The organism is Putridiphycobacter roseus (assembly GCF_003234935.1).
Classification (GTDB): domain Bacteria; phylum Bacteroidota; class Bacteroidia; order Flavobacteriales_D; family Crocinitomicaceae; genus Putridiphycobacter; species Putridiphycobacter roseus.
Genome location: NZ_QKSB01000002.1, coordinates 261,707 through 283,895 on the forward strand (window position 1 = coordinate 261,707; position 22,189 = coordinate 283,895).

Below are 22,189 nucleotides of genomic sequence, written 5' to 3' on the forward strand. Positions count from 1 at the left end.
TAAATTTGAGGAAAAAGAATTAGAATGATGGAAGCCAAACTAAAAGCCTTCGAAAGGCTCTTGATTATCATGGATGAACTCCGTGAAAAATGTCCTTGGGATCAAAAACAAACCATGCAAACATTAAGACATTTAACCATTGAAGAATGTTATGAATTAACAGATGCCATTTTAGATGGGGACATGGATGAAATTAAAGGGGAATTGGGAGATATAATGTTGCATCTAGTTTTTTATTCAAAAATTGCTTCCGAACAAAGACAATTTGATGTCGCAGACGTATTGAATACCGTTTGTGAAAAATTAATTCACCGTCACCCGCATATTTATGGAGACGTAAAAGTAGCAGATGAAGAGGAAGTAAAAGCAAACTGGGAAAGGTTAAAATTAAAAGAAGGAAAAGAATCTATTTTAGAAGGTGTTCCAAAATCACTTCCAGCCCTAGTAAAAGCAACAAGAATTCAAGACAAAGTAAAAGGAATTGGTTTTGAATGGGACAACAAAGCACAAGTGTGGGATAAGGTAGAAGAGGAAATTGCAGAATTAAAGGTAGAAGAGCATGCCGGAGATCAAGACAAAATGGAAGCAGAGTTTGGGGATGTATTATTTTCTTTAATCAATTATGCACGTTGGATTGGCGTGGATCCGGAAATGGCGTTAGCTAGGACCAATAAAAAATTTATCAATCGATTTCAATGGATGGAAAAATCAGTTAAAAAAGATGGTTTAAATTTAGGGGAAATGGACTTAAAAGAAATGGATGTTTATTGGGAGGCTGCTAAAAAAGAAAAAAATGAATCTTAAATTTATGGAATTGTCTTTTTAATTGCATCTATTCCATAACCACGGATTATAAAAACGCACTATGTTATTAGGCTTGTTTTACAAAAAACGACTCAAAGCTTTATCAGATGAAGACTTAATAGAAGCGTATGCTCAAAATCCATCCTCAAAAATTATAGGTGAAATTTTTGAAAGGTATGGCAAGATGTTGTTTGGTGTAAATTTAAAATATTTAAAAAATAAAGAAAATGCCGAAGATATTTTAATGCAAACTTTTGAAAAACTACCTTTTAAATTAGCCAAATCAGAAGTCGCAAACCTAAGAAACTGGTTATACACCATGGCGAAAAATGATTGTTTACAATTCATTAGAAAAAAAAACCCTACCCAAGAAATAGCAAATACCTTAATGGTATTACCCAGTGAAGCGAAGGCTGAATTAGAGGCGGTTTATTTATTGGAAGCCAAATTAAGTCAGTTAGAAAAGGCCATAGGTTTTTTAAAAAGTGAGCAAAAAGTATGTATTGATTTATTTTATTTAAAAAAAATGAGTTATGATGAAGTGGCCATACAAACCGGTTTTGAGTTAAAGAAAGTAAAGAGTTTTATTCAAAATGGGAAGAGAAATTTAAAATTGATTTTAGCAGAAAAAGATGTCTTTAAACCATAAAAATACACGCATAGCATTGGACCGTTATTTTGGCGGAAAAATGAATACAGCCGAAATGCACGACTTGGAAAAACAGGCCTTATCGGACCCTTTTTTAAAGGATGCTATGGAGGGGTATGAAAACACGCCTGGTGCCTTGTCCTATTTTAATCGAAATATATTGTACAAGCATAAACTGCAATACCATTGGCTAGTCATTTCAATTTTAGCTATTGGTTTTATCATTATGACCACCTTGTATTTTACCAAATCAAGCCCTATTCAGCAACAAAGTACATTTAATGTCCCGAAAATAGAAAAAGAAGTAGAAATGGGCCAACCGGAAAACCAGCTTGAAATGCTGCCTATAGACATTGAAAATTTAGCTGAAATTCATCCCAACCAACAAATAAAAAGTAAAGAATTAGAAAAACAATTCAAAGACAATACCACTTACATTAAAAGGGATAAGTCAAGGCTTGGGGATGAAAAAATAGACATCAAAATTGACCCAGACTTGGTGCAAGAACCACAACCAAAGGTAGTGGCCAAAAAACTTTTTAAACAAAAAGTGTATCCTTATATATTCTTTTATCATTTAGCAGTATTAGATTATTCTACTTATGAAAACCGTGAGAAAATTGTACAAAAAACCACCTATAAACTAAGCGGAATTAGTGCTGCTTTTGAATCAGAAGCCGCCAAAAATAAACCGGAATTAATTGCCGAAACCAAGGGCGTTCCATATTTAGATTATTTAGAAGAAACCATGTATTACTTTTCAAAAAATAAGTATAAATATGCTTTAAAAAGACTAAATATCATTACTGAACAATACAAATTCGATCTGAATGCCATGTTTTACGGTGGACTCTGTTATTTTAACCTGGGAGATTACGAAAAAGCATTGGATGAATTCAATGCTGTTTTAGCATTGAATACCGGTCCATTTAAAGAGGAAGCACAATGGTATAAAGCAAAAACTTTGCTGCGCTTAAATAAAATGCAATCTGCCGAAAAAGTACTATTGGACATTGTTGCAGAAAATGGTTTCTATACAGATCAGGCTTTAGAGCAATTAAAAAAGTAAAGCTATTTGCTTAGGATTTAAAACGCAGTATTTTGTCTACAGCGATATGGTCGGCATAATGTTGGCCGTAATGTGCTATGACGATTTCACCAGAAGGGTTAACCAAAAATTCCGCAGGTAATAAATATCGATCTGCATCTATAATCTCATGCTTATAGCGTGTTCGCATTGCCTTCCAGACCATTTTTGGATAACGAATCAATCGAATCAATGAAAATTTGGAGGACTTGGTAACCCCATAATTTTCAAAAATCAACTTTTTAATATCCGCAACCATGGGAAACGGCGCTTTTTCACTCCCAATAAATTTAAGCATGTTTTCTTTACTGGACGGCCATAGACTAATTATATCTATATCATTAGCTTGAAATTCGTCTATTGCTTCTATCAAATCATGTGTTCTGACGACACAAAAAGGGCAGGATGCATACCGGTGAAAAGAAATAAGGGTCCATTTATCTTGTGCAATAAATGACACATCTTTATTATATATATCCTTGGCATCAAACTGCGGGGCAGTTTCTCCTGATTTTAATTGTTTTATCTTACGCATGAAAAGGTTGGTTGTTATTTACTATTGCTGTGTTTTTATTTATCAGGCTGCTCCTGCATCACCTTCTAATTGTTCTATTGCATACATTAACCTATTTTGAGCACTCCCTTGAGAACCAAAAATAGATCGGACTAATATTCCTTTCGCATCAATAAGTAACCATTGAGGAGTTCCTTCCGATTGAAATTTGTCATATACCTTATGCCCTTCATCTAATAAGATAGGAAAAGGAAGTTCTTTTATGGTAAAGATGCTTTTTATATCTTTTTCCGTCACTTCTTCTGCATTAAAACTACTGTGTATACCTATCACCTGTATATTCTTAAATTGCTTTTGAAATTCATAGGCTAAAGGAATAGCCCTTCCTGTACAACCCAAACATTGGTTATTATAAATAATAATTAATAAATTATGGTTAGCATACGCTTGCAATAAGTCAACTTCATTGCCTTCAAAATTTTTAACCAAAATGGAATCTACTTTTGTATTTTCTACTATCACTTTTATTGGTTTAAATAATTACATTAAAACTGTAATTTGCGGTAAAAATAAAGAAAATGATGCGATAAAACACTGGGAAATTGTTTAGACGTATGTAAAAATCACCTATTAAAAGCATAAGCTGCGAAAAATAAGTATTCGATTCTTTCCAAAAACCAATTTCTAGGTTAATCTTTACTTACGGTAAAGAGAAATTTTGTTTGAGATACAGATATGCCATAAAATATGATTTGAATTGCCTACCCCTCCAAACAAAGGATGCATTATTTTTAGACTCCTCATTTTTGAACAAAAAAAAGCGGGGTTCACTTTCGTAAACCCCGCCATAAAAAAATCAAACTTAAATTATTGAATCACTAAAGATTTAACTGTCGTTCCATTATCGTTTTTAATTTGGATAAAGTAGATTCCAGCTTTTACATTTTCTAAAGAGATGGTAGTTTTAGATTCGTTAATGTTTCTTGTAAACACCACTTGACCTGCAGCATTTGTAACATTTAAAACGGTATTCTCTGTCACTTCGTTCAATTCGATATTAAAAACACCAATCGAAGGATTTGGATAAATACTAAATGGTGTACTTTCGTTTTCAACACCTAAAGATCCAATTCTAACACATTTTGAAACTTTAGTACAGTTGTCTTTAGTTACTTCACAAGCATAGTCACCATTTACTGAGGCAACAAAAGTCTGTCCTGTTTCACCTGAAATTGCAGCGTTTCCATTGTTACAGTCAATCCATTGGTAGGATGCCCCTGTTTCGTTTGCTTCAATAGTCAAAGCACTTACCAACGTAACAGTTTCATTTACCGTGTTAATTGAAACCAAGTAAGTATTTACACTATCACAACCAGTAACATTTGTAAAAGACTCTATGTGGGTACCATTCGCAGTAAATAGGGTACCATCTGGTGCAGTCCATTCATCACAAGCCTCCACTACAATACTTTGATTTACACTTTCTGCAACCATAAGGTCTACATATAAAATACTATCACAACCATTTACTGAAGTGAAATTCTCTATATAAACACCTGTCGCAGTATATACATTACCTGCATTTGAAGTATAAGATCCACCACAACTAGAAACAAAAATAGTTACACTATTATTATAAAACATGGTTAAGGTAATGGTCATAATACTATCACAACCAACAGCGTTTGTTATCGTATCGTTAAATGTACCACTTTGTGTATGCTGAATACCACTTGGAGAAGTATACACATTACAAGCTGAAGTAGAAAATACATTAACAGAGTTGTTATTGGTTAAATTAATCGTAATCACACTATCACAACCAGCTGCATTTGGTATAGTATCTGAGTAAACACCACTAACGCCATAACTGTTATTCCCTGAAGGTGTCACATAAGTTCCACAAACAACTGGATTAATTGTACTGAAAGTGTTAGTTGTACTCAAGTTAATGGTGATTACACTATCACAACCTAAATGGTTTACAATGGTATCAGAATAAGTTCCTGCATCATGAAATACTGCTCCACTTGGTGCAGTATAATAACCACAGCTCATAGGTGAAATAGTACTATAAGAAGGTCCTGCAGAACAATCAATAATATTAATTGTAAAATCAACCGCTGAACCCCAAGTAAAAGTAACACATGGCAGAGTTGCTCCTACACTTCCACTTTCTTGTTGAATTACCCGCATTCTCGTTTGTCCAATAGTTGCTGTCAATGGTACTGTAAAAGAATAAGACGAAGACAATGGTATAGCAGCTGAAGAAACTGCGGTACTTCCTATTTCCTCTCCTGCGTCATCAAAATCCCCATCTTGATTAAAATCAATCCAAACTTTACCATAACCAGTATAGTTACCACCACAGGTTCCATAAATAATATCTGCTGAATAAGGATTCCCTCTTTCCAAATCGGTACTGTGTGTTGCTGTTAAATCTTCTAAACCAAGAAAACCAGGACACCCCGTGTAAGATATTGTGGAAGAATTTCCAATTAAAGTTACTGATTCAACATTTGAATCCCCCGTACTACTCGGACCCGCCGTGCAATATTGCGCAGAGGCATTTGTTAGTGAAAAAGTAAAACCTATCAAAGCGAAAGATTTTACGAATAAATTGTAAATTTTTTTCATATTTATTTAGTTATAGATTAAGGTTTGCCATTATTAATTCCCTTGTCCCTTTTTAGTTTATTCTTTTAGTTTAATGAAAAGAAAGTTAAAAATAGCTACCTACAAATATTCAAAACAAATCTGTGCTAATTCTGAATCAAATCTGTGTTAAATCTGTGTTATCGATCTATTATTTGTTAAATTCCCAACAAAGACTCTGTTTTATTGTATTTAATGCTAGATTAAAAAAATAAAAAAAAGCTGTTCATATCTACGAACAGCTTTTAAATCATCCTATATTATTATACGAAAACTCTTTAGCTAAATTATTAACCAAACTTTATTTTCTAACAATATGTAATAATAGCCATTCAATCTGTAGCAATTCTGTATCAATACTGTAGAAAATCTGTACTTTATAGCTTGTTTTGTTTAATTTCATACTTTTTTGAAGAATTGGAAGGATAATAATCTAATTATTCAAGCATTCATTTACACGATTTTTTTTTGGATATGAAATGTGATGGTATTACCTAATGATTCCACCTTTACGTGTAGTTTTGATATTTCTGCTATTCTTTCCACGATAGACAATCCAAGTCCTATTGAATTTTCAGTTTTACTACTTTTATAAAAACGCTTAAAAACATTTGTCACCTCTACATTTTCGAAGGTTGTATTTTTTATAGCGATAGATTCACGTTCAGAAACTATTTCAATTTTACCATTTTGAAAATTATGCTTAATAGCATTAGACAATAAATTATCCACTAAAATAGATAGTAAATAAAGGTCCATACTATGTTTAAAATCTTGTTTTACCAGCACAGAAATCGCAATATTTTTTTGTTTGATTAACAAATCAAGTTCTCCAATTTCTTTCAACATCAAATCTGTAACATTGACCACTTCTAATTTGTTAAATTCTAAATTATCAATTTTCGTCAACAGCAATAATTTTTCTGTCAACAAGGAAACCCTATTTGCTGCTTGGTACACCTTATATATCCTTTTACGCACCCTATTCGGCAGATCGTCTTGCATGATCTCCTCGATTTCAAGTCTAATAATGGCTAATGGCGTTTGGGTTTCGTGCGCTGCATTTTCAGCGTATTCTTTTAAACTTAAATAGTCCGACAATATTTTATTAGTCATAAAATTCAACTCCTTATTAAGCATATTAAATTCGTCCACATCTGATGGATCAAATTTTGGAAACGTTTCATCACCTAGGGATATTTTTTTTAATTTATCGATACTATTGAAAAAAGGTTGCCATATTTTGTTTTGCATTTTCCAGAAGAATATTTGAAAAATAATAGCCGAAAAAACAATAAATATTAGTATCACAGTTACCATCACATACACCATATGCTTTCTTTCAACAAGAGATTGTTTTACATAAATTAAATAATGGATGCCATTAATTTTTTTAATGGTTGTTAGTGTTCTAAACTCTCTATTTTTGTTCAAAAAGGGATCAAGTATCACTTCATTTTTCACACTTTGAGAAATTGCTATAGAATCTGACACGACCCTAAACCCGGCAAATGGACTTATTTTATAAGATAGGTAACCATTTTCTATTAAGTTGGCTATTTTACTTTCATCTAACATTAATTTTTTATCAATTTCTCTCTCCAAGAAAAAATTAAAGCTAAAATACATGATTAATAAAGCAAATGGCGCTGCAGTTAGTGTAATGATAAACTGAATATTAGTTACCTTTCTATTCAGTTTCATTCACTAATAAATTTATATCCCATGCCATACACACTTTTAATATAGTTTTTGCCACTTAACCCTTCTATTTTTTTGCGTAAATTTTTGATGTGGGTATATATGAGGTCAAAATTACCCATTAAATCTGATTGACTTTCCCACAGATGATTCGATATGGACTCCTTAGATAAAACTCTTCTTTGGTTATTGATAAAGTAAACCAGTAATTGAAATTCTTTTTGTGTAAGTGGTAATTCTATTTCATTTACAGTCACCGATTGTTCATCTAGGTTAATATAAATTTCTTTGAATTTTAAGCCGTTGCTTTCTCTACCTTGCCTTCTTCTATAAATGGCTTTAATTCTTGAATTAAGCTCTGCAATATGAAAGGGTTTGGTCATATAATCATCCGCTCCTAAATCTAATCCTAGTAATTTGTCATCCAAAGAGTTTTTAGCGGATAAAATAAGGATACCCAAATCTTTTTGATTTGTCTTCATGACTTTAATCAAATCGAGACCATTTCCATCAGGTAAACCACTGTCTAATATAACAAAGTCAAATTTATGATCAATCAATTTATCTTCTGCATCAAACTTATTTTTTGCCACTTGTACTTGGAAACCTTCTTCTGTAAAAAAAACGCGCATGGACTCCTGTAAATCCATTTCATCCTCTACAATTAAAATACTTCTATTTTCGTAGTCCACCATTAATTTACCGTTATATTTTTTCCTTTGTTATCTTTTTAAAGATAACAATATAACACCAAAAAGAGCGACCACCTATCAAGGAAATCGCTCTTTTATAAATCAATTTATTAAAAATCTTAAAGATTAGTTCGCATAGGCGTTTTAAAAATTTTATACAGCCAAATTTTAAATTGAAAGAATAATAAATACATGGCAGGAATAACTACTAAAGTTAAGAAGGTGGCAAATGTCAAACCAAAAATAATGGTAGTAGACATTGGACCAAAAAAGTTATTGTTATCACCACCAAAGTAGATATCTGGATCATAATTATGCAAAAAGCCTGCAAAATCAATATTAAATCCAGTAGCTAGAGGAACTAAGCCTAAAACTGTAGTAATAGCGGTTAACAAAACAGGTCTTAATCTCGTCTTTCCTGCTTCAATAATTGCTTTAGTTACATCAGCTTTTGAAAGGGATTCAAATTCACCTAACCCCAATTCCTCTCTTTTTTCTACCCTTAACAAGTTGGTATAATCAATTAATACAATGGCATTATTTACCACTACCCCTGCAAGGGATATGATACCAATCATGGTCATCATAATAACAAATTCTAATTGGAAAATTACCTCTCCTAACAATACCCCGATTAAACTAAACACTACTGCAAATAAAATAATTACTGGTGTTGAGAAAGAGTTAAACTGTCCAACAATTACAATTAAAATTAAGAAGACAGCAATTAACAATGCTTTTGATAAAAAGGCCATTTGTTCTGCTTGTTCTTCTTGTTGCCCTGTAAATTTATAGCTTACACCATCAGAGATCAATCCTTCTGTTTCAAAGTCAGCCAATAAACCTTTCAATTCATTCACCACTTCCGTATCATTAAAACCTGGATCAACATTTGAGGTAATGGTTACAATTGGCACTAAATCTTTATGAATAACCTGACTATAAGTATTAGTTGGTGTAGGATTTGCTACCAAAGAACGAATTGGTATTCTCAACATTTGCCCTTTATTATTTCTAAAAATCAATTTTTGATCTAAAAGCGCATCTATATTATCTCTTCCTTCTTCATCAAACCTCAAGTTAATATCATAAGTTTCATCTCCTTCTTTAAAAGTAGAAATGTCTTTACCAAAAAGGGAAGTTCGAATAGCCATTGCAATTTGACCAGTAGAAGTATTAAATAACCTTGCTTTATCCCGGTCTATTTTAATTTTCAATTCTGGCTTTCCTGTCTCTACATCCATAGAAAGTTTTTCAACCCCTGAAACATTCTTTCTTTCTAAGAAAGTTTGAATTTTCATTGCTTCGGCAATAATTTCATTGTATTTTTTTTCACCAGTAACTTCAATTGAAATAGCGGAACCAGAAGGTGGTCCATTTTCATTTTTAGCAACGGTTATTTTTACATCCGCAGGGAATTTATGTCTTAAACCTTCTGTTATTTTTTTCAATAAATCAGAGGTATTGTATTCACCACGATTTTTAAACTCTGCAAAATTCACAGAAACCCTAGCTTTATGAGGTGTATTCCCCATAGAAATACCACGGCTTGGATCACTTGCGCCATCCCCTACTTGGGCAATTACAGATTGAACGATATGTTGGAAATGAGGCATACCAACAGTATCTTTTATCTCATCCGGCAATATTTCATTCATGATTATTTTTTCTACCTCCGTCGTGATACGGTTTGTTTCTTTGATATCGGTCCCAATAGGCATTTCAATAAATACATTGGCATAATTAGGTTCACTTTCCGGAAAGAACAATACTTTGGGAGGGAAAATAGACAAAAGAATACCAGAAAATATAAGGAGGAAAAAAGTGCCAATGAACACCCATAAAGCCCTTCTCTTTTTAATTGCTGCTGTTAACATTCTTTCATAAGCACTTTCTAATATTGGTAAAAATTTATTTTGAAACCAAGTAGCTGCAGGACTTAGGAAAAAGTGATTGAACATCACAAACAAACCAGCAAAAATTAATACGTTCGCTAAAAATAAACTTACGGTAAAAAATAATATACCGAGTAAGATTAAAATACCACCTACAATTACAGTTCTTTTGTGCGACTTGCCTTCATTATCCGATTCAAGTTTCATCCAAACAGCAGTAAAAACAGGATTAATTACCAAGGCAACAAAAAGAGATGAACCTAAGACGATAATTAAAGTAATGGGTAAATATTTCATGAATTCCCCCATGATACCAGGCCAAAATGCCAAAGGAATAAACGCGGCTAAGGTAGTAGCTGTAGAAGCAATAATAGGCCAAGCAACTTCACCTACCCCATATTTTGCAGCTTTAAAAGAATCCATTCCATCATCCATCAAACGATAAATATTTTCCACCACTACAATTCCATTATCGACCAACATTCCTAAGGCCAATACCATAGCAAACAATACCATGGTGTTTAAGGTAATCCCCATTCCATTTAATATCATAAAAGACAATAACATAGACAATGGGATAGCTACGCCAACAAATAAGGCATTTCTAATTCCTAAAAAGAACAATAACACGCCTACTACCAATAGAATACCAAAGTATATTGAATTTTCCAAGTTGGAAACCATTTCTCTAGTTTTATCCGACTGGTCATTAGTTACTGAAATTTTAATATCCGAAGGAATTACTTTTTCAATTTTTAAATTTGCTAAAATCTCCATGATTTTATCAGAAGCATCTAATAAGTTCTCTCCACCTCTTTTCTTTACATCTAGCATTACAACGGTTCTACCGTATTCTCTCGCATAAGAAGATGTATCAGAATCTGCAAAAGAAACCTTGGCCACATCTTTTAAATAAATAGGCTTATAATCGTCTTGCTTAATGATGATATTTTCAATTTCTTGGGCAGACTTGAACTCCCCTTCAATTTGAATGGTTCTTTTGGTATTGCCGTCTTGCATTTCACCACCAGACATGGTAATATTTTCTCCGTTGATGGCATTTTCAACAGTCGTAAAAGATACATCAACAGCTTCGGCCTTATAACGGTCCAATTCAATTTTCATTTCTTTTTCCTGAACACCACGAATATCTACTTCAGAAATTTCGGTCAAATCTTCAATTTTTTCCTCAATAACTTCACCATAATCTTTTAATTGCTCCGTAGAATAATCCCCAGAAAGATTAATATTCATGATCGCCATTTGAGACATATCCAATTCAAAAATATTCGGCTCGACGGGTAAATCGGAAGGAAATTCTTTTTTAGCCCTAGCTTTATCTACTGCATCTTTTACATCTTGTAAGGCATCTTTTGCCGTAACATTAAAGTTGAACTTGGTAGATATAGTAACATAACCGTTGATAGAAGTTGAAGTAATCTCATCTACATCATCAATAGAATTTAGTTCCTTTTCAATTGGGTCGGCAATTTTATCTGCAATAATCTCAGGGGAGTTACCTGGATAGGCAATACCTACATATATTTCTGGGATTTGTAATTCAGGAAAGTTTTCTTTTGGCATGCTTGTATAAGCACCAATACCTGCTACAAAAATTATAAAGGATAATAAATAGACCGTTTTTCTATTATTTACAGCCCAAGTAGTTAATCCAAATTGTTTTTTATCTTTCTTTTCTTCCATTGTGGTGGTTGCTTACTGTAATTTAACTTTATCTTTTTCTGTAATACCTTTACCTCCAGCTAACACAATTCTTGAATTCTCTTCAATTGAATTTTTTTCTTTTGCTTCAATCGCTGCTTGGCCTTTATAAGAAGATAATATATGGATATATACCTTTTTTACGCTGTAGAAATCACCATCACTAGCAGTCAAAACGTATACATAATTATTATTTTCAGTATCTTGAAGAATGGCATTTTTAGAGACCACCAAAGCAGAATCTAATTTAAAATCTGTAATATTCAACTTCACCAATTGATTTGGTAATAACAGTTTTTCTCCAGTATTTTTCAACTTTACCTGAACCCTAAACGTCCTGTTTACTTCATCAATATAATTACCAATATAACTAATATTAGAATTTATACTGTAGTTTTTATAGTTTGGAAAACTAATACCGACAGGTGTCCCCACCTCTATGGTTCCCAAATAATTTTCAGAAACAGAAGCCGTAATTCTCATGTCCGTATTATTCACTAAACGAATAAGCGGTGAAGCAGGAGAGGCCATTTCTCCAGTATGTGTAAAAATCTGATCTACTATTCCAGAAAACGGTGCACGAACCACTGTTTTTCCTTTTTGTGCCTCCAAACTTCTTAATTTAGAGTTCAAGGAATTTTTTTGATTCTTTGCTTGCTCCAACTCTATTTCGGTACCCAAGCCTTTTTTACTTAATTCTACTTGTTTATTGTACATAAAATTGGCCAATTCCAAGCCTGTTTTCAATTCCGCAATAGAAGTCGAAATAATTTCAGAATCAATAATCACCAATGCTTGTCCTTTAGACACTTTTTGCCCTTCTTTTACATTCACTTTTTTGATCACACCATTTGCTTCTGCATTCAGCATCACATTTTGATCCGTTTCCACTTCTCCTTGAATTTCTACTTTATGGCTGAATTTTTCTTTTCGAACAGACTCCGTAGTCACCAATAAGATTACTTCTTTTTTAGTAGTATCTGCCGCTGCTATTTGTTCATTGACAATGGAAAGATTTGCTTTTAAGGAGTCCCGTTTTGATATTAAATCAGTCAGCACAGGATTTTCACTTGATGAAGTGCCGCAGGCAGCCATTACAATAATTAAGCCTGTTAAAATGATAATTTGTTTCATTGTTGTATAGTTAATGGTAATTGTATTTATTGATTATATAATTTATCCAATTGAATTTTATAATTTAACATCTCCATGATGGCAGCTATATAATTTCCTTCGGCTTGTAATAATTGATTTTGTTTTTGGGTAACATCTAAAGCAGAAACTGCCCCTACTTCTTTTCTTTCTAAAGATTTTTGGTAAATGTTTTGCGCTAAAGACACATTTTGCTCTTCTAAATGCATTTTTTCATAAGCATTAATAAACATGGCTTTTAGCTGCAATTCTTGAAATTCAAGGCCTCTTTTTAATTGTTCTATACTGTTTTGATCTTGTTGAATTTTTATTTCTGCTTGTTGCACTTTCATCACTTTTTGACCACTTGTAGTAATTGGTACGGTAACCCCAATCCCCCATACTGTGGTAGGATACCAAGCCTTGTCTTGGAAAAAATCAAATTCACTTCTATAGGCATTTTGCGCATGTGATAAAAACGCATATGCAGAAGGTAAGTATTTCGCTTTTTCATTTTTTAAACTATATTCATCTAATGTTTTTTGTTGGTTCACCATTTGAAAATCAAAATTATTTTCAATGTTAAAACTTTGAAGTGCCGGATTATTGGATTCAATTTCTTTTAAAACTTCTTCAAAATTTTGTGAAAGTGAAATCGTTTCTTTCATGCTTATACCTAGTTGTAATTTCAACATGTTTTTAGCAATTAGCAATTGATTTTTAGCATTCTTGAGGTTCAATTCCATTCTATTAAAAGTAATTTCAAATTGATCTAAATCTTCTTTTAATAAAAAGCCTGCTTCATAATAACCTTGCGATTGGTCCCAAAGTTTTTTTGTAGTTAAAGCAATAGAATCTAAAAGGTCGACATTCTGTTGCGCAATTAAAATATTGTAATATGCTTCACGGACTAATGCTTTAGTATCTTGCTGTGATTTTAAAAAAGCAGTCTCCGATATTTTTTTATAGAACTTCGTAAATTGTAAGCCTACAATATAGGACCCATCAAACAACAATTGATTCACGCTTAACGTAGCACTGGTTGAAAATTCTTGTCCCATTTTGAATTCCATTACAGAACCTGCAGGTGCAGCGGGATTGAACAAACTTGCATCTACAACCGTTACAGGAATATCAATTAATTGCTGGAATTGACCTTCCAATTGTGCTTGGGGTAATCCAATGGCAATGGTTTCCCAAATCTTTTTTTCCGCAGCCAATACATCTAAATCAGCATTTTTAATATTTTCATTGTGTTCCAAAGCATACGCTTCAGCTTCCACAAGGCTAAATGATTTTTCTCCTTCTTGGCCAATCACCTGAAAACAGCTCATGGAAAAAACTAGAAATATTTTAATTGCATTTTTCATAATTATAAATCGTACTTTTTTGTTTTTATTAAATCTTGTAGATATATCAATCCTTTTTTACTTGAAATCCCACGAATATGATAGCGGAAAAATTCGGAATGCACCGTTGAATAGCTAAATTCATTAGCAGGGAACACTTCTCCATTAAAAAGATAAAACACATGAGAAACGTACATCCTTGCCATTATCTCATTATCAATATTTTGTCGGTACAATCCTTGCTCTTTACCCATGGTAAGATTTTCAATCACCGACTTCATAATGAATTCATTGGTACTTTTATTAAACTCAGTAAAAACCTTTGTGTGGTACTTTTGTAAATCAAAAAATATGGAAGGATGAATTGTTTTTAATCTATTACTCACCACGCGACTCATTTCTAAAAATTCATCTATTGCGTTTTCTGCGTTGTCACGAATACTGCAAATGTCTTTTACTTCAGCTTCATGTCCTAATCGAATACAAGAAGTAACCAGGTCATTTTTATCTTTTACAAAAGTATAAATTGTTTTTTTTGACATACCCAATTGCCTAGCCATTTCATCCATGGTTACACTTTTGATGCCGTACTTCATAAATACATTGGAAGCAGCCAATAAAAAATCTGCTTTTTTATCATTCATGGCGCAAAGGTAACTACATTTTTCATATTGGAAACATTTTTTGTGTAAATTGTTTCCGGTGAGAGCAAAAAATAAGCTACTAACTAATAATCAGTAGCTTATTTTTAAATAAAAATAATTTTATTGGTTTAGAGACTCTTGTAGTTCAATCATTTTAAGACAAGCTACAGCAGCTTCTACCCCTTTATTACCATGTTTACCGCCAGAACGATCAATAGCTTGCTGTAAGTTATTGTCGGTTAATACACAAAAAATAACCGGTAAGTTATGCTTAAGTGCTACATCTTTCACACCTTGTGCTGCTGCTTCACAGACAAAGTCAAAATGCTTAGTTTCTCCTTGAATTACAGACCCTATAGTAATGATACCATCTACCTCGGTATAATTAGCCATAAACTGTGCTGCGGTTGGTAATTCAAAAGTCCCTGGTATATATTTTACTAAAATATTATTAGCCAAAACACCATTTTCAAGTAAAGCTTCTTCTGCTCCTTTCAATAGGTTACCAGTAATGTTATGGTTCCATTCAGAAACAACAATGCCGATTTTATAATCGGCACCATCAGGAATATTATCCTTATCGTATTCTGATAAATTTTTTAAGGCTGTTGCCATTATTTTAAGAGTTAGTTCTACCGATATACTTATCTATGTCGCTTGCCACTTCAGAATTTGCATATTCAGTTTTTATTTTGGTATACAATTTATTTGCTTTTGAAGTTTCGCCTAATTCTTCTAAAGCTAAACCAGCTTTTTTCAAAAACATAGGAGAAGTAAATTCATTAGCCTCACGGTTAGCTGCGTTTTGAAAATACTTGGCTGCTTTTTTATATTCCCCAAGTTCTACATAACAATCGCCTTGTAAACCAATACATAGGTTACCGATCATTACATCCTCAAAACTACAGTTATCTAAATAATCAAGTGCTGTTTCAAACTCACCATTTTCCATGCTCATAATTCCCATGGCATAATTAGAAATATCTCCACCTGAAGTACCTTTATACTTATCTGCAATGTATTCCATTCCAGAAAAGTTTTCAGTACCGTCAATAGCTATTTGTGTAGAATCATTTTCAAAAGCATAAAAAGCATTCCAAATTTCTTCTTGAGAAGCAACCTCTGCAGGTTCTTTAATAAATTTTAAATAACCAATATACCCTACCAACACAGCTAAGATAGCTCCGCTCAATAAAATAATTGTCTTTCTATTTCTATCTAAAAAGTTTTCCGTTGTTGTCAAATCTTCTGACACTTCTTTAACTTTTGCTCTTGTATTATTTTTTTTCTTTGCCATTTCAATTTTTTAAACGCTCGCAAAAATAATTTTTTTTATTGTTATATCATAGTAATTCTCCAATTTTAGCTATTATTTTTGCCAACTATGATTAAAATTGTAAAAGATAAAGTAATTTATTATGTGCTTACCCTCATTTTTATTGCTATTTTATTCAGTATTGCAGCATATACTAAAAGAACTAATTTCATTTTATTTATCACCCAATATGCTGTACTTTTTGGTATATTCTGGATGGTACTCGCCAAAAATTCAAGTATCAAGCAAATTTTAATTGTCGGTTTACTCGCTAGAGTCACCCTTTTATTTATATCCCCGGAATTATCCAATGACTTTTATCGGTTTATATGGGATGGTGAATTACTGCTCCAAGGGACCAACCCTTATCAATACACCCCAAATGAATTAATTTCATACGGTGCTTTTTTAAGTAATGACTATTATCTATCCCTTTATCACGGGATGGGGGAATTATCGCAAGCTAACTATTCTTGTTATCCGGTATTAAATCAATTCTTTTTTGCAATTGCGGCTTTATTTTCAGATAATTTGAGCATAAATTTAGTGGTCTTAAAGCTTATTATTATCCTCGGTGACCTAGGCGTTTTCTTTTTTGGTATCAAAATATTAAAAATATTAGGACAAGCACAAAACAAAATAGCATGGTATTTTGTAAATCCATTTATCCTTTTAGAATTTTCGGGGAACCTTCATTTTGAAGGAGTAATGCTATGTTTCATTCTTGGTTTTATTTATTATATATTAAAAAATAACTGGATTATTGCCGGCTTATTTTTAGGCTTGGCCATTCATATCAAATTGATTCCTTTACTATTTATCCCATTTGTCTATAAAAAATTAAAGTGGCGCAACAGTGTTGGCTTTACGGCTGTCGTGATACTCGTTGTTTTGCTTTTTGCTGGCATTTTATTAGATGCACAAAACATTGGGCACTTTTTGTCTAGTTTACAACTATATTTTAAAAGTTTTCAATTTAACGCAAGTGTTTTTGCTTGGGTAAACCTTGCCTATTCTGAATATATTGGATGGGATACCACACAAATAGTTGGACCACTTTTAAGTAAGATAGCAATAGGCGGGATTTTACTCCTAGGCCTATTAAAAGCCGATAAAAAGCCCAATGATTTTATCATTGCTATTTTATTCGCGCTAACCATTTACTATGTATTTGCAACCACTGTTCACCCATGGTACATTAGTTTAGTCCTTACTTTTTCTATGTTTACCAATTATAAATTTGGGGTACTTTGGAGTGCTTTGGTGATGTTTTCGTACTTGGCCTATGCCCATGCCGACTTTTCAGAAAACATACTATTAAATAGTCTCCTGTACTTGGCCCTTTTTATTTACATAGGAATAGAAATAAAAAATAACAGCAGTAAAAAAGACATTAAAATTCAATGGAAAGATTTTATGGGAATTTCTACTAAAGATTAACCAAGGTTATTTTTGTTCTTTACTGATTCTTGTATCTTTGTAAAAAAAATAGCATGCAAGTAGATATTTTAGCATTTGGCGCTCACCCGGACGACGTTGAAATTTCAGCCTCCGGTACCATTATCAAACACATTGAAATGGGAAAGACAGTCGCAATTGTAGATTTAACCCAAGGGGAGTTAGGTTCTCGAGGAACCATTGAAACTAGGTATGCAGAAGCTGCGGCTGCCATCAAAATATTAGGAGTACACGCCAGAGAAAATTTAAAAATGGCAGATGGTTTTTTTACAATATCGGAAGAAAACAAGTTAAAAATAGTAGAACAAATTAGAAGATTCCAACCGAAAATTGTGCTAGCCAATGCAATTTCTGATCGTCACCCTGACCATGGAAGAGCTTCTCAACTGGTTAGAGAAGCCTGTTTTTTAGCGGGACTAAAGCAAATAAAAACGAGTTGGGAAGGAAAAGAACAAAAGCAATGGCGTCCGAAATCCGTCTACTTTTATATACAAGACCGCTACATTAAACCTGATTTCATTGTTGATATTTCGGAGCAAGTAGAAAAAAAAATAGCCAGTATTCGTGCTTATAAAACCCAATTTTTTAATCCAGATTCTACTGCACCACTTACGCCTATATCGGGAGAAGATTTCTTCGATTTTTTAAGAGGAAGATGGAAAGAGTTTGGAAGAACTATAGGTACAAGCTACGGAGAAGGTTTTACTGTTGAAAGAACCCCTGGTGTAAACGATATAACAGAATTAGTATAGTGAGTGAATTAATAAATAAAGACCAAGCATACGTTTGGCACCCTTTTACGCAAGTCCAAACTTCTCGTCCACCCCTTCCTATTGTCAGCGCGAAAGACGCCTTATTGTTTGCCGAAGATGGTAAGCAATATATAGACTGTAATTCGGCTTGGTGGACTATTTTGCATGGACATGGCAACGCGCACATAGGCCAAGCGATTAGTGCGCAATATCAAACCTTAGATCACACTGTTTTCGCAGGAGTAACGCATCCAAAAGCTGCAGAAGTAGCAGAAAGAATTGTACAGCTACTACCCCGTAATTTTGAAAAAGTTTTCTATTCCGATAATGGCTCCACGGCGACGGAAGTTGCGATAAAAATGTCATTGCAATATTGGTACAATAAGGGCAACGCAAAAAGTAAGTTTCTAGCCATAGAAGGTGCTTATCACGGCGATACATTTGGCGCAATGAGTGTAGGAGAACGTGATTTGTTTAACGCGCCATTCGAACACTTGTTTTTTGATGTCGATTACTTGCCTTTTCCGACTGCGGAAAATTGGGAAGTCGTTAAGGCACAAGCAGCAGCACTACTCGCTACCAATGAATATGCTGGTTTTATTTTTGAACCACTTGTTCAAGGCGCTTCAGGTATGAAAATGTACGATAAAAATTGGTTAAATGAACTCATTGGAATTGCAAAGCAAAATGCTGTATTGACTATTGCTGATGAAGTGATGACAGGTTTTTATAGACTGGGCACTCTTTTCGCTATTGATCAAGTTGAAAATAAACCAGACATCATTTGTTTCTCAAAAGGAATCACAGGTGGGGTATTACCGGTAGGATTAACCGTGACCTCCAATGAAATCCATGATGTATTTTTATCCGATAAATTTGCCCGCGGATTTTTACACGGCCATTCCTTTACCGGAAATCCAATTATCTGTGCCGCTATTGCTGCCTCTCTAGATCTATTAGCGCTTCCAGAAACCAAAGACAAAATAGCTAGTATTTGTAATTGGCAAAAAGGATATGCCGAAAAGTTTAAAAACCACCCCAAACTTAAAGATGTCAGACTGGCTGGCACCATTTTAGCGTTTGAAATTAAAGTAAAAGATAAAGGATCCTATTTTTCTGATATCCGAAATATAGCCTATCATTATTTTATTGATCACGGCATGTTGATTCGTCCATTAGGCAATGTATTTTTCATCAACGCGCCTTATTGCACAACAAAAGAGCAGTTCGACGAAATCTATACCGTGGTTGAATCATTCTTAGATCAACTGCCTTAAGCATTTCTTCTGAACCTGCGATAAAACACATCTGCCAAGGTAAGTAACGTGAGCATACAAGATATAATCGCAAACAACCTTATCGATAGTTTAAAGTCCGTAAAACTTAATTCTGGCAGACTAAAACCAATAGGTGTTGCTGCAGCGGTTTGTATGTCAACCCAAAAACCAATGACAAAAACCAGCGCTGCAATCCCAATAACCCAGTACCAAGCCTTTTTAGCGATCAAAGGTTTAACTACCTTTTTTTGTGCAGCTAGCACTTCTATATTACGCATCACACGTTCAGAAAAATCTTTCGGAACCTCTATGGAAAAGAAATCTTCTTGCACGGTATTTTTTATGGGGTCTTTCTCTACATCCATCTCCTAATTCTTTATTAAATTAATTGCCTCATCTTTTAACAAAGCATTTAAAATTCCCAACATTTTTTTTCTAATTCTTAATATACTCACCTTAATATTCGACAAGGACATTCCGGTAATCTCTGCTACTTCTTTATTGCTTAACTCCTCTAAATAGTACAAAGTGATTAACTCACGCTCAATAGGTTTTAAATACTTCATGGCTGACTTAATATAATACTTTTGGTCATCCGCATTCAAGGTGTGCAAAGTCGATTCGTCTACATCAGCAATCCATGCTTCGTGGATGGGCACTTGGAGCATTTTCTTTTTTCTTAAATGATTGATTGCAGTAAAGTAGGCAATCTTATAAATCCATGTCGAAAATTTTGATTTGCCTTCAAATAACTTAATCGATTTAAACGCTTTTACAAATACATCTTGAGCAAGTTCTTCGGTATCTTCTAAAGAATCAACCATTCGATAAATGACCGCAAAAACCATTTTTTGATGTAATTTAATCAATTGGCTAAAGGCAGCTACATCTCCGGATTTTATATTTGATATCAGTTCACTTTCCGCTATCACCCTCAATCTTCCTCTTGGTTAATCCCTAATTTCCTTTCAATAAAATAAGCACTCACCAAAGCGATTCCGCCAAAGAGAAAACCGAATACCAATCCCATGGTTTGCGATTTCATAATATCTATGTAAATTGCAAGTAAATTACCTACAAAAATTCCGAGTGGCACCAATAAAAAAAGTAAACCCGTTCGAATTTTAGAGTGAGACCATTCCTTTTTTTTATCGGGATTCATTCCTGCCTCTATCATGGCCATTTCTTTTCTGTGATGTGAAGTAACCCCTAAATAAACAATTCCAAAAATCATGGCAAAGGCCGCTAATGGAATAATAATTTCTACTGCTTGATACATGTCATAAATTTTATTAGTTATACTACATTAGTCACACTAAAAGTAGATCAGGTTACAATTTAAGCTAAAAAAAATAAAAATAATATATTTGAGCGTACCATCTTATAGCTTGGCAAGCATTTAAAACTTTTGCGGGATCTAATCGATACTTAAATACTATGGCTAATAGACTTACATCATGTCTATTTTATGTAAATTTGTAAGACTAAAATATTGCTTATGGTGTTATCTAAACGAATTTTTAATCGCAACATTTCCATCATAGGAATTCCATTAATTTTATTTGCCAGCTTAATTTTTATAGCCAAATTCATATCCCAGTCCAATCAAACCCTTCTAAGCTCAGCTATCACCATTGATTTATTGCTGACTGTACCTATCGTCTACTTTTTACTCATCCGCAAATCCAACATACCCAAAACCACAGTTGTCCCCGTACTTATCATTGGATTAGTGATTGGTTCACAAATTATTCCGATTGAAGAACAATCACTACTCCATACATTTAAAACATGGGGTCTACCACTGGTTGAATTATTTGTTTTCTCTTATATTTTCATTAAAATAAGAAAGGCAACACGAGCATACAAAGTTCAACAAGAAAGGCAAACTGATTTTTACGAAATATTAAAAGAAACATGTGCTGAAATAGTCCCCACCAAACTGGTTCCTTTTTTAGCCACTGAAATCGCGGTATTTTATTACGGATTTTACAAGTGGAAGAAAACGCCTTTACAAGCAAATGAATTTTCAGTACACAAAAACACGAGTACAGTTATTGTGATGTGTGTGGTATTATTTCTGGTTGGCATTGAAACTTTTGCATTACACCTCCTGCTCAACAGTTGGCATCCAATTTTTGCTTGGATACTCACGGGGCTTAGTATTTACAGTGCTTTTCAAATAATTGGCTTCATGAAATCTATCCTTCACCGATCAATTGTAATCGATCAACGGCATTTAAAGTTGAGATTTGGTATGATGAGTGAAATGAAAATAGACTTTCAGGACATTGCGCGTGTGGAGCTATCAAATAAACAACTTGAAAAAAGTGCTACAGACAGGATGCTTTCTCCTATGGGAGACTTGGAAGGTCAAAACATGTTGATTACTTTTAAAAAACACCAAGAACTTAAACAGCTCTACGGCTTTCACAAGTCGATAATCACTGTTGGCTTACATGTAGACAACCCGATAGCATTACACCAAGCCCTGATGATCAAAATGGCGGAAAAATAGGCATAAAAAAACCCTGACCGAAGTCA

At 33.5% G+C, this 22,189-nt stretch carries 21 protein-coding genes; 7 read left to right on the top strand and 14 right to left on the bottom strand.

The genetic code is table 11. The annotated features are described in order from the left end of the window. Positions 1-24: 24 nt before the first annotated feature. From mazG to DNU06_RS04965, 3 genes are all read left to right on the top strand, one after another. Positions 25-804: a nucleoside triphosphate pyrophosphohydrolase gene (gene mazG, locus DNU06_RS04955; RefSeq protein ID WP_111062121.1), complete on the top strand. Its 780-nt coding sequence runs from the start codon at positions 25-27 to the stop codon at positions 802-804. Positions 805-865: 61 nt separating this feature from the next. Then, positions 866-1,453, top strand: coding sequence for an RNA polymerase sigma factor (locus tag DNU06_RS04960; protein WP_111062122.1), 588 nt, complete (start codon positions 866-868; stop codon positions 1,451-1,453). After that, positions 1,437-2,522 carry a tetratricopeptide repeat protein gene (locus DNU06_RS04965; protein ID WP_111062123.1) on the top strand — a complete coding sequence of 362 codons (1,086 nt, stop codon included), beginning with the start codon at positions 1,437-1,439 and terminating at the stop codon, positions 2,520-2,522. The genes DNU06_RS04960 and DNU06_RS04965 overlap by 17 nt, the downstream gene beginning before the upstream one ends. A 10-nt stretch (positions 2,523-2,532) precedes the next feature. Here DNU06_RS04965 and DNU06_RS04970 read toward each other — a convergent pair whose 3' ends face one another. From DNU06_RS04970 to DNU06_RS05020, 11 genes are all read right to left on the bottom strand, one after another. Continuing rightward, the gene (locus DNU06_RS04970; protein ID WP_111062124.1) at positions 2,533-3,075 is read right to left on the bottom strand and encodes a redoxin domain-containing protein; all 543 of its coding nucleotides are present in this window, start codon (positions 3,073-3,075) and stop codon (positions 2,533-2,535) included. A 42-nt stretch (positions 3,076-3,117) separates the two neighbouring features. Continuing rightward, positions 3,118-3,576, bottom strand: a complete 459-nt coding sequence (locus tag DNU06_RS04975) for a TlpA family protein disulfide reductase (RefSeq protein WP_111062125.1) — start codon at positions 3,574-3,576, stop codon at positions 3,118-3,120. Positions 3,577-3,921: 345 nt separating this feature from the next. Further along, positions 3,922-5,691, bottom strand: coding sequence for a T9SS type A sorting domain-containing protein (locus tag DNU06_RS04980; RefSeq protein WP_111062126.1), 1,770 nt, complete (start codon positions 5,689-5,691; stop codon positions 3,922-3,924). 471 nt (positions 5,692-6,162) lie between these two features. After that, positions 6,163-7,413: a sensor histidine kinase gene (locus DNU06_RS04985; RefSeq protein ID WP_111062127.1), complete on the bottom strand. Its 1,251-nt coding sequence runs from the start codon at positions 7,411-7,413 to the stop codon at positions 6,163-6,165. Then, a complete protein-coding gene (locus DNU06_RS04990; RefSeq protein ID WP_111062128.1) occupies positions 7,410-8,105 on the bottom strand; it encodes a response regulator transcription factor in 696 nt (231 codons plus the stop codon). The genes DNU06_RS04985 and DNU06_RS04990 overlap by 4 nt, the downstream gene beginning before the upstream one ends. 116 nt (positions 8,106-8,221) lie before the next feature. Continuing rightward, positions 8,222-11,701: an efflux RND transporter permease subunit gene (locus tag DNU06_RS04995; protein WP_111062129.1), complete on the bottom strand. Its 3,480-nt coding sequence runs from the start codon at positions 11,699-11,701 to the stop codon at positions 8,222-8,224. Positions 11,702-11,713: 12 nt separating this feature from the next. Further along, the gene (locus DNU06_RS05000) at positions 11,714-12,853 is read right to left on the bottom strand and encodes an efflux RND transporter periplasmic adaptor subunit (RefSeq protein WP_111062130.1); all 1,140 of its coding nucleotides are present in this window, start codon (positions 12,851-12,853) and stop codon (positions 11,714-11,716) included. A gap of 26 nt (positions 12,854-12,879) precedes the next feature. Continuing rightward, complete coding sequence (locus tag DNU06_RS05005) at positions 12,880-14,220, bottom strand: TolC family protein (RefSeq protein ID WP_111062131.1); 1,341 nt, start codon at positions 14,218-14,220, stop codon at positions 12,880-12,882. 2 nt (positions 14,221-14,222) lie between these two features. Further along, the gene (locus DNU06_RS05010) at positions 14,223-14,843 is read right to left on the bottom strand and encodes a TetR/AcrR family transcriptional regulator (protein WP_111062132.1); all 621 of its coding nucleotides are present in this window, start codon (positions 14,841-14,843) and stop codon (positions 14,223-14,225) included. 120 nt (positions 14,844-14,963) lie between these two features. Beyond that, positions 14,964-15,458, bottom strand: a complete 495-nt coding sequence (gene ribH / locus DNU06_RS05015; protein ID WP_111062133.1) for a 6,7-dimethyl-8-ribityllumazine synthase — start codon at positions 15,456-15,458, stop codon at positions 14,964-14,966. Between the two features lie 4 nt (positions 15,459-15,462). Then, positions 15,463-16,140, bottom strand: coding sequence for a tetratricopeptide repeat protein (locus tag DNU06_RS05020; protein ID WP_111062134.1), 678 nt, complete (start codon positions 16,138-16,140; stop codon positions 15,463-15,465). 87 nt (positions 16,141-16,227) lie between these two features. Here DNU06_RS05020 and DNU06_RS05025 point away from each other — a divergent pair, with 87 nt between their 5' ends. From DNU06_RS05025 to bioA, 3 genes are read left to right on the top strand one after another with little or no spacing between them, the layout of a single operon-like run. Further along, a complete protein-coding gene (locus tag DNU06_RS05025; RefSeq protein WP_111062135.1) occupies positions 16,228-17,598 on the top strand; it encodes a glycosyltransferase family 87 protein in 1,371 nt (456 codons plus the stop codon). A gap of 53 nt (positions 17,599-17,651) precedes the next feature. Then, entirely contained in the window at positions 17,652-18,368 is a 717-nt protein-coding gene (gene bshB1, locus DNU06_RS05030; RefSeq protein ID WP_111062136.1) for a bacillithiol biosynthesis deacetylase BshB1, read from the top strand. Beyond that, positions 18,368-19,645 (top strand): adenosylmethionine--8-amino-7-oxononanoate transaminase, encoded by a 1,278-nt coding sequence (gene bioA, locus DNU06_RS05035; protein WP_111062137.1) that lies wholly within the window; start codon positions 18,368-18,370, stop codon positions 19,643-19,645. The genes bshB1 and bioA overlap by 1 nt, the downstream gene beginning before the upstream one ends. On the opposite strand, the gene DNU06_RS05040 is transcribed toward bioA, so the two are convergent. Genes DNU06_RS05040 through DNU06_RS05050 form a run of 3 tightly spaced genes read right to left on the bottom strand, consistent with a single transcriptional unit; the run spans position 19,642 to position 20,924 of the window. Continuing rightward, positions 19,642-20,010: a hypothetical protein gene (locus tag DNU06_RS05040; protein ID WP_111062138.1), complete on the bottom strand. Its 369-nt coding sequence runs from the start codon at positions 20,008-20,010 to the stop codon at positions 19,642-19,644. The genes bioA and DNU06_RS05040 overlap by 4 nt on opposite strands. Positions 20,011-20,013: 3 nt before the next feature. Further along, positions 20,014-20,577 carry an RNA polymerase sigma factor gene (locus tag DNU06_RS05045; RefSeq protein WP_233502964.1) on the bottom strand — a complete coding sequence of 188 codons (564 nt, stop codon included), beginning with the start codon at positions 20,575-20,577 and terminating at the stop codon, positions 20,014-20,016. Positions 20,578-20,579: 2 nt separating this feature from the next. Next, the gene (locus DNU06_RS05050; protein ID WP_111062140.1) at positions 20,580-20,924 is read right to left on the bottom strand and encodes a DUF6249 domain-containing protein; all 345 of its coding nucleotides are present in this window, start codon (positions 20,922-20,924) and stop codon (positions 20,580-20,582) included. Between the two features lie 219 nt (positions 20,925-21,143). On the opposite strand from DNU06_RS05050, the gene DNU06_RS05055 reads away from it, so the two are divergent. Beyond that, on the top strand, positions 21,144-22,163 hold the full coding sequence (locus tag DNU06_RS05055) for a hypothetical protein (RefSeq protein WP_146239154.1): 1,020 nt from the start codon (positions 21,144-21,146) through the stop codon (positions 22,161-22,163). Positions 22,164-22,189: the final 26 nt, after the last annotated feature.